Below are 3,403 nucleotides of genomic sequence, written 5' to 3' on the forward strand. Positions count from 1 at the left end.
TCGTTTAGTTTCAATAGTCGTATTAGATACATCAATTTTAAAATCCATAGTTTTGAGGTCCTTAAATTTATTTATATTAATATAACATATTTTTGTATCATTCATATACAAAAAAAAATAAAAATCCCTCAACAGCAAAAAACACTGATTGAGGGTAAAAATTAATATGAATTATTATGTAATTTAGCTTTCAACAAACTTAACTAACAAGTCATTAAAATCATCTTTTTGGTCATAAAAACTGCCATGTCCTGAAAATTTTAGCAATTCTAATTTTGAATTTTCAATCATTTTATGCTGTATTTCTGATAACTGCGGAGAAACTATTTTATCATGAATACCTTGTATAATTAATGTAGGCACTTGGATAGATTTCAAATCGGTAAATAGGACTTCATTTAGCCAAGTTTGCTCAACTTCGGCAGTCGCCCATCCCGCCGCCTTCAAGCCTATATTAAAGAACCAATCAGAAAAAGCTTCTGATGTATGCTGAAAGAAAAATTTATTTCCAAAATCTCTAAGCATTGCAGGGCGATCATTATATGTATCTTCAATCATTTGCAATATTCCTTCTCTGTCAGAACCGTAAGGAAAATTAGGACGCCGTATCAAACTAGGCGCAGCCGCTGCGATAAGAACAAGTTTTGAAACTCCATATCCTTTATGACGTCCCATATATCTTGCTGCTATCGCTCCGCCCGTAGAATGTCCTGCAAGAGTAAAATTGCGCAAACCCAAATATTCTACCACTCCTCTGACATCGTCCGATAAGGTATCGTAATCATATCCGTCAAAAGGTTTGTCTGACATCCCAAAACCTCTCGTATCAAGTCCTACACACCGATAACCTAATTTCGGCAACTTATCAAACTGATATTCAAACAGAGTATGATCTCCAGGCCATCCATGTAAAAACACTATTGTCTTTCTGCCTTTTGGATTTAAGTCCTCAACAAATATCTTTACATTATTCACATTAACATATTGCCCCATTTTTCCCTCCTGATGAAAAAATCACATAGATTATAATATTCCTTAAAATATGTTAATGTGAAGTTGAACTTTTTTAAAGATATGATTAAGTCTTTTTTTGAAATTTACTAAAAATGAAAATAATTAATTTTTGCTAAGAATATCATTTAATACTTGCAAATTCTTGTTTAAATTACTTTTATCAAACGGTTTTAGCAAGATATTTTTATTTTTAATCATTAAAACGATTTTTTGAAATTCAATACTATTAATTAATGTTCCTTCAAAAAGATTCAAATGCGAATCTATATCTCCGTTATTGCTGTGAAGATATACGGTATTACAATATGGTTCTAATTTTTCAAAAAAATCCTTTAAAGGTTCATGACCAAAAACAAAAGCATGCCCTATATCAAAAGCTAAGCCAAAATTTTTATTATTCACGCCTTCTGCAATTCTTATAAGAATATCCGGGTTATATTCAAATGTATTGCATAAAGAAATATGAATATCTGTATTTTTGAGAACTTCTTTCCAAAATGATATAGAGTTTTGAACAAATGCATCCTCATAAGAACTCAATTTTATCATAGGCAAAAAAGTCGATAAGAAAATAATCTCTTGACTACGAATTTGCTCGGCAAATTGGATGCTTCTAATAACCTTTTGCTTTGTCAATTCTCTGACCGCTTTCTCAGAAGTGCCTGGATTGATGTCAATATATGCGCCGTCAGTTATTATAGCTTTTTTGTAATCCGCAGTAATAATTTTTTGGATATCAGCTTGAATTTCGCTATCCAGATAATTGGGATAAAGGGGATTTTCAATATTTAAAATATCGATTTTGTCTAAAATATCATTATCAATATTATTTAAATCAAAACCAATTCCAACCATTGTAAATCCCCTTTATTTAATATGATATAATAACCAATTAAAAACAAGTACAATATTAAAGACTATAAAGAGTTTTTCCCTTAAGACTCTTTAGATTTCTTATATCATATTTTGATTATTGCGTTTAGACAATCTTTTTGCAAGGCAAATAATATCCAAAAGTAAAGGTGTTTTCGCCGTTATCTTCAAATTTTGCGTATTTTTCATAAGAATAGTATTCTAATGAAATACCAACAACAGAATAATCCGGCTCATAACCATTATCTCTCATTATCTTTTCTGTTTTAACATGTGCACCTTTTTGCAGTTCAGAAGTTTTTCCTTCTATCCAGCCAATTCCCATCAGACAATCAGGAATATCACGATAAGAAAAACCTTCAGGCACAGGAGTATCAGGCTTAGTAAATATCCCGGCAATATAGACGAATTCTCTCGTCTTGGGATTATAATCGCCCATCCAGCCAACAGTATCACCTAGCGGAGATACACGCTCAGGAAGACTTTGAAGAAACTCATTAGTTCCATCTTTTAAAAATGTTTCCCACAGCTCAACGGCAGGATTTTTCTTTCCAACGACCACTTCTTTTCCTATTATTCTTACCGCTTTAAAATTTTGCACTTCAAAAGTAATTTTTGATTGCATAAAATCGCCTAAACTGATTTTTATATTATTTTTATATTCTCTTTGTAAGGTGCAAAAATATTAAAATTAAAGTATCAGCCTTTTGAATAATCTCCAATCCTTCCTATATGATTGCCCACAGTAAAATAATTGTCTGGCGAATAAATCACAGGATTGATCTTTCTTAAGTCATAAAAATCAAGCTTAGATATATCTTCACGAACATTGACTTTTTTGATTTCGGCGAAGTATGTGTGCGTAACACCTAGTTCAACTGTTTTTAAGAGCTTGCATTCATAGCTAAAAACAGAATTGGCGATAAGCGGCACATCCAAAACATTGCCCTTAACAATTGGAAGCTCAATTACCTTATTTTTATTGGCAGTTGCGCTGTTTTTGCTTTCTGCAAAAGGAAGCAGTTCAGGCGTAACGACTGTAGCTGATAGAAGTCCTGTTCTTTCTATATTGCTTTTGGTACGCTTTGTACCTTGAATGCTAATAATCAAACAAGCAGGAGCGCCATTGGTATAGCTGATCCAAGAAATAGGCGCAAATCTATGATTGCCATCAGGATCATAAGTTCCAATCAAAAAAACTTGCTGTGTAAAAAAGCAAGGAGTATTATATTCAGGCTTCAACATTGTTGAGTTCCTCCATTATAAATGAATAATTTTTTAACTTGTGATAATAATTGCCGCAAGTAGCAGTAAATTTTAACACGCAATAATCTTCGTCCTCTACACCTTTTGGATAATATATCTCAAATCCTTTACGCCATAATAATTCTTTGTGATAGCTGTCTTTACAAACTTCAACAGTACCTGTTAGCAATAATCCCTTAAAATCAATATCATCACAAAAATATATACTTGCTTTTGGGTTTTGCAAAAATTGAGCGGCTCTTTTTGTTGA

General features: G+C 32.1%; 5 protein-coding genes. All 5 read right to left on the reverse strand.

The features are described from left to right. Window positions 1–183: 183 nt before the first annotated feature. Window positions 184–993: an alpha/beta hydrolase gene (locus tag VIL26_05300; protein HEY8390348.1), complete on the reverse strand. Its 810-nt coding sequence runs from the start codon at window positions 991–993 to the stop codon at window positions 184–186. A 123-nt stretch (window positions 994–1,116) separates the two neighbouring features. Then, window positions 1,117–1,869 (reverse strand): TIM barrel protein, encoded by a 753-nt coding sequence (locus tag VIL26_05305; protein ID HEY8390349.1) that lies wholly within the window; start codon window positions 1,867–1,869, stop codon window positions 1,117–1,119. 124 nt (window positions 1,870–1,993) lie between these two features. Then, window positions 1,994–2,512, reverse strand: coding sequence for an effector binding domain-containing protein (locus tag VIL26_05310; protein HEY8390350.1), 519 nt, complete (start codon window positions 2,510–2,512; stop codon window positions 1,994–1,996). 74 nt (window positions 2,513–2,586) lie between these two features. After that, complete coding sequence (locus VIL26_05315) at window positions 2,587–3,132, reverse strand: flavin reductase (GenBank protein HEY8390351.1); 546 nt, start codon at window positions 3,130–3,132, stop codon at window positions 2,587–2,589. Beyond that, on the reverse strand, window positions 3,119–3,403 hold a 285-nt coding region (locus tag VIL26_05320), incomplete at its 5' end, for a pyridoxamine 5'-phosphate oxidase family protein (GenBank protein ID HEY8390352.1). The genes VIL26_05320 and VIL26_05315, both read right to left, overlap by 14 nt.

The organism is Clostridia bacterium (genome assembly GCA_036562685.1).
In the GTDB taxonomy this organism is placed as follows: domain Bacteria; phylum Bacillota; class Clostridia; order Christensenellales; family DUVY01; genus DUVY01.

Bases quoted from the DNA above. Each gene is read 5' to 3' on its own strand.
- VIL26_05300 (HEY8390348.1), bottom strand. From the start codon at position 993: ATGGGGCAATATGTTAATGTGAATAATGTAAAGATATTTGTTGAGGAC.
- VIL26_05305 (HEY8390349.1), bottom strand. From the start codon at position 1,869: ATGGTTGGAATTGGTTTTGATTTAAATAATATTGATAATGATATTTTA.
- VIL26_05310 (HEY8390350.1), bottom strand. From the start codon at position 2,512: ATGCAATCAAAAATTACTTTTGAAGTGCAAAATTTTAAAGCGGTAAGA.
- VIL26_05315 (HEY8390351.1), bottom strand. From the start codon at position 3,132: ATGTTGAAGCCTGAATATAATACTCCTTGCTTTTTTACACAGCAAGTT.